Annotated in this window: 4 protein-coding genes; 2 read left to right on the forward strand and 2 right to left on the reverse strand. The window is 58.6% G+C overall.

The window, feature by feature from the left end:
- Window positions 1–199: 199 nt before the first annotated feature.
- Both H1Y01_RS18630 and H1Y01_RS18635 read right to left on the reverse strand, forming a co-directional pair.
- On the reverse strand, window positions 200–697 hold the full coding sequence (locus tag H1Y01_RS18630) for a DinB family protein (RefSeq protein WP_180542236.1): 498 nt from the start codon (window positions 695–697) through the stop codon (window positions 200–202).
- Entirely contained in the window at window positions 694–2,271 is a 1,578-nt protein-coding gene (locus H1Y01_RS18635; RefSeq protein ID WP_180542238.1) for a type II secretion system protein GspD, read from the reverse strand. Before H1Y01_RS18635 ends, H1Y01_RS18630 begins: the two co-directional genes overlap by 4 nt.
- 115 nt (window positions 2,272–2,386) lie before the next feature.
- Between H1Y01_RS18635 and H1Y01_RS18640 the strand changes: the two genes are divergently transcribed.
- Together H1Y01_RS18640 and H1Y01_RS18645 are read left to right on the forward strand one after the other, a co-directional pair.
- On the forward strand, window positions 2,387–3,478 hold the full coding sequence (locus H1Y01_RS18640) for a mechanosensitive ion channel family protein (protein ID WP_180542240.1): 1,092 nt from the start codon (window positions 2,387–2,389) through the stop codon (window positions 3,476–3,478).
- Window positions 3,479–3,494: 16 nt separating this feature from the next.
- Window positions 3,495–4,682: carboxylesterase/lipase family protein (locus H1Y01_RS18645; protein ID WP_180542242.1), on the forward strand; the 1,188-nt coding region annotated here is incomplete at its 3' end.

The following is a 4,682-nucleotide window of genomic DNA, read 5'->3' on the forward strand; positions in this document are numbered from 1 at the left end:
TCCCCGCGCCGCCCCGGTCATGCCTCCCGTCAATCCAAATACCCAACCCAATGAATTGGGCTAGGCGCACTCTAACCAAGCTCCAGACTCAAGTCAGGAGATCACTCCACGTAACTCGCCCTGTCTACACGAACTCCAACCTATCCACAAAACTGCGCCGTAGAATCGCGCAGGTCGAAGTTGATTTGACACCTTAGCGCTATGTTCCACCCAATAGTTTGCACATCGTAATCGCCTGCCCCACATGCCGCTGCGTATGTTCGGCGATATGAATCGCCAACCCAATGACCGTTGTCGGCAACCGCTTCCGTCCCACGGTGCGCGGTTCAGTCAACCGCGCTGTGTCCAGTGACCGGATCACGTCTTCTGTCGCATCTAATTCCCGCATGATATCGGCTAGTAACTCGTCGCGGCTCGCCCCCGGCTCGTTCTCCGCATGCAAAAAAGCGAGCTGCTCTTCCGTCAAATCGCGACCAAGCAAATAAGTCGTCAGCCGGTCTAAACTACCCGCAATGTGCCGCAAATGAAAACCAAGCGATGTAACTCCGCTCGGGCGCGACCAAATAGCTTCCGTACTCAGGCCCGCCGTGTGACTATCCAAGTCTTCGCGCGCTTGTTGCAGCGCAAATAAGACCGGTGCGAGCAGCGGATCGACGTCCGGTAGCGCGCCGCGCAGCCACGGCTCCGGTCGGGTCACAGCGGCGTGACGTCGCGCGTTTCGCTGCCTACCCAGATCGCACGCATGACCCGCTGGTTCGGCGGCAGACTCAGTAGCCGCGGTTTGATCACCATCAAGATATAGTTATGCGACTTATTGCGTGTAAACATGCTGATCAGGTTCCCGAGGATTGGGATGCGCGAAAAGAGCGCCGGTCCGGTCGTTGTTCGCGTCACCGTTTCGCTGGTAAGTCCCGCAATCAAAGCCGATTCGTTGTTGCGCAGTCGGAACATCGAAGTAATCTTACGGCTGGAGATGATCGGAATGTTGTCTACCGTCCCGGCGCCAAGCACTTTTAGTTCGCCGTCGAAATCCAGCGTCACTTCGCCCATATCATGCACGTGCGGCGTCACGTTGATGACCACGCCCAAGTCCTCGAACGTGAACGACGGCGTGGGCGTGGAAACTTGTCCTCCGGTCGTGGTTGCCCCGATATACTGGCTGGTTAGGATCGGGTACTTGCTCCCAATCTTCAGAGTCGCTTTCTGCCCTTCCACGGAAACAATGGTCGTCTTCAGCAGGTTCCGCGCCTTAGCCTTAGTAAGTGTCGCGGTGAAGTCAATATTCGAAATACCGACTCCGAACCATTGTCCAAGACTGAACTTAGCCAGGCTGGCGAGAGTAACCGCGCCGGTACCGTTGGCAAGCCCACCCAGAAACGTGAACGGGAAAGAGGTTGGAATATCCACGCCGATACTCAGCATTTCCGAATCGTCGAGCTCGATAAACTCGAAATCAACTGCCACCTGAGCCCGGTAGCCGACTAAGTCGCGAAGCACCGCCTGAGCGGCATTAGCGCGAGTTACATGATCCTTGAGGATAATCTGGCTGGCCGAAGGGTCCCAATACATCTTCTCGACACCGACGCTTTGTTTGATTGCCTGGCCAAGTTCGGTCAGCTCCTGCGTCGTTAAGGCGGTTGAGACAGGCACGGTGACTTCTTCGGTCGGCTCGTATTCTTTGCGTTTCGCTTCCGTGTCCTGTGCGACCAGGATTAGCTTGGTACTTAGCGGAGTAATGAAAGTATCCGTCGCGGCTTCAAGCGAATGGAGCAATACCCGCGGGCTTACCTGGTCGAGTTTGATGCGCGTGCGCCGGGCGGAGGTGAAATCGCTGTCGAAGACGACTTGCAAGCCAAGTTTCGTTGCCGCCGCCTGGTAGATCGCTTTGAAATCGCCATCGAACGCGTAATCCTGGACGTCCGGCTTCAGATCGAGATGCGGAGGCGGAAGGAGTTCCTGCCGGTTTTCCGTCGCGGTGTCGAAAACGCTGTCGAGATTGACATCGATAGTGTCATCCACAGCCGCGCCGGGAAGTTCAGGCGGCTTCACTTTGGCTTCGAGAGCCGCCATGGGTTCCAACGCAGCGGCGCGTTCGCGGTAGAGAGCCTTGTTCGGATCGGCCGCGGCGGCTTCCGTGTAAAGCAAATAGGCCTGCGCGATGTGCCCTTCACTCTCGGCTTTGCGCGCGAGTTTGTAGAGGTGTGACGGCGAGGAGTTTTCAGCCGAAATCGTCCCGGCGCTCACCAGGATCAAGCCCGTCTGGAGCAACATCGACAGGGCTCCAGGGCTACGGCGGGGTCCCGTTCCACACACCTTCATCTAGAACAAAGACGCGCCAACTGCTGCAAACGTGCATACCGAAATGCGCTATGCGAAGGTAAGGTGGATGCGGCTCGTTCCACTCGTCCCGAAGGACCTCTGGCGCTACGCGATCACCGACTGGCATCAGTTGATACTGCCGGCCATCCTGCTGTTCGCGACGGTTCTGATGGGATTCGTCGTTCGGAACGTGCTCTTCCGCTGGCTGCGCAGGCGCCAGGCGAATTCGAGCTCGCATGTCGCGCTCATTCTCATGGAAGCCCTGCGCGGGCCGATCATCATCTGGTCGCTCATTTTCGGGATCTATTTCGCGCTGGAAAATTCCGCGGTTCCGCGGCATCTCGAGCACTTCCTGAGCAAGTCGCTGTTCGCGCTGTGGATCATCTCGTTTACGGTGATGGCAACGAAACTGGCCGGCGGCATCGTGCGCTATTACGTCCGGCGCGACGGTACCGAGATGGCCGCCGCCAGCCTGACGCGGAGTCTGGCGCAGATCGCCGTAGCCGCGGTCGGCATTGCCATCCTGCTTCGCCATCTCGGCATCTCGATCACGCCGCTGGTCACGGCTCTGGGCGTCGGCGGACTGGCGGTGGCGCTGGCATTGCAGGACACGCTGGGGAATCTGTTCGGCGGATTCTATATCACGATCGCGGGGCAGGTGCGCCTTGGCGACTATATTCGCTTGAACGCCACGGGCGAGGAAGGCTATGTGACCGATATCAGCTGGCGCAGCACGACGATCCGGACGCTGATGAACAGCATGGTGATCGTGCCGAATTCCAAACTGTCGCAGGCGATCGTCACGAATTTCATGCTGCCGGAGAAGAGTATGGGGATTTCGATCGGGGTCGGGGTTAGTTACGACGCTGACCCCGATCGCGTGGAGCAGATCCTTATGGAGATCGGAGAGGCGGCGACTAATGAGATCGATGGGATGGTGCCGAAGGGCGAAGTTTCGGTGCGATTGATTCCGGGGTTTGGGGACTCGGCGCTGCAGTTTCAGTTGAATGTGAAGATCAGCGAGTTTTCGCGGCAGTACCTGGTGCAACACGAACTACGGAAACGGATATTGAAGCGGTTCCGGGAGGAGAACATCGATATGCCGTTTCCGACCCGCACGGTGTTGCTGCGCAGCGAGAAGGGCACGCCACTGATATGATCTTTTCTCAGCAATCATGAAACTTGATTTCCGCTTGTTAATCGCTCTTGGAATTCTAACCGGCTTACCTGCATTCGCCGCGGCGGACCGCGTCAAAACTGCGAACGGAACCGTTGAAGGAACCGGCCGCCAGCCTTCCGGAGTCCGCGAATTCAAAGGGATTCCATTCGCCGCGCCGCCGGTGGGAGATCTGCGTTGGGCCGCGCCGCAACCGGTCAAAAACTGGACCGGCGTGAAGCAGACGACGCAATTCGGGCCGCGCTGCATGCAGCAGCCGATCTTCGGCGACATGAACTTCCGCTCCAACGGGATGGGCGAAGACTGCCTGTATCTGAATGTTTGGACGCCCGCGAAGTCCGCCGGCGACAAGCTTCCTGTGCTGGTCTACTTCTTCGGCGGAGGGTTCATGGCGGGCGACGGCTCTGAGCCCCGCTATGACGGCGAGAGTCTCGCGGCGAAAGGGATTGTTACCGTGACGGTGAATTACCGTCTCGGCGTCTTCGGTTTCATGGCGCATCCCGATCTCACTAAGGAGTCGCCTCATCACGCGTCGGGCGACTATGGACTACTCGATCAGAGCGCGGCAATTCATTGGGTGCATGAGAATATCGCCGGATTCGGCGGCAATCCCGCGCATATCACCATCGCTGGAGAATCGGCCGGCTCCATCGCGGTGAGCGCTCAGATGGCTTCACCGCTATCCAGGGATTTGATCGCCGGGGCTATTGGCGAGAGCGGATCCATACTGGGAACGCTCCCCGCGGTGGAATTATCGAAAGGCGAAGAGCAGGGTGCGAGGTTCGCAACCTCGATGAACGCCGCCGGCATCAGTGCGCTACGCGCGATGCCTGCGGCGCAGATCCTGGAAGCGGCGGGTAAGCGCGGGGCGCCCCGTTTTAGCATTACGGTGGACGGCTATTTCTTCCCGCAGCAACCGCTCGCGATCTTCACCGCGGGACAGCAGGCCCACGTCCCGCTGCTGGCCGGATGGAACTCGGAGGAGATGAATGCCCACGCAGTTGTGGGTCCCGGTGAAGCCACTAAGGAGAGCCTGGAAACCGCGATCCACAAGCTATATGGCGAACATGCCGATGAAATCGTCAAACAGTACGCCGCCGCTACGAATGACGACGCCCTGCAAGCCGCGACGGATCTGGCTAGCGACAGATTCATCGCGTTCAGCACATGGAAATGGATTGACTTG

The sequence above is a fragment of the Nevskia soli genome (assembly GCF_903970205.1).
GTDB lineage: Bacteria > Acidobacteriota > Terriglobia > Bryobacterales > Bryobacteraceae > Bog-113.

Coding starts and splice junctions, on each gene's coding strand:
- H1Y01_RS18635 (WP_180542238.1), bottom strand. CDS start 2,271: ATGTTGCTCCAGACGGGCTTGATCCTGGTGAGCGCCGGGACGATTTCG.
- H1Y01_RS18640 (WP_180542240.1), top strand. CDS start 2,387: ATGCGGCTCGTTCCACTCGTCCCGAAGGACCTCTGGCGCTACGCGATC.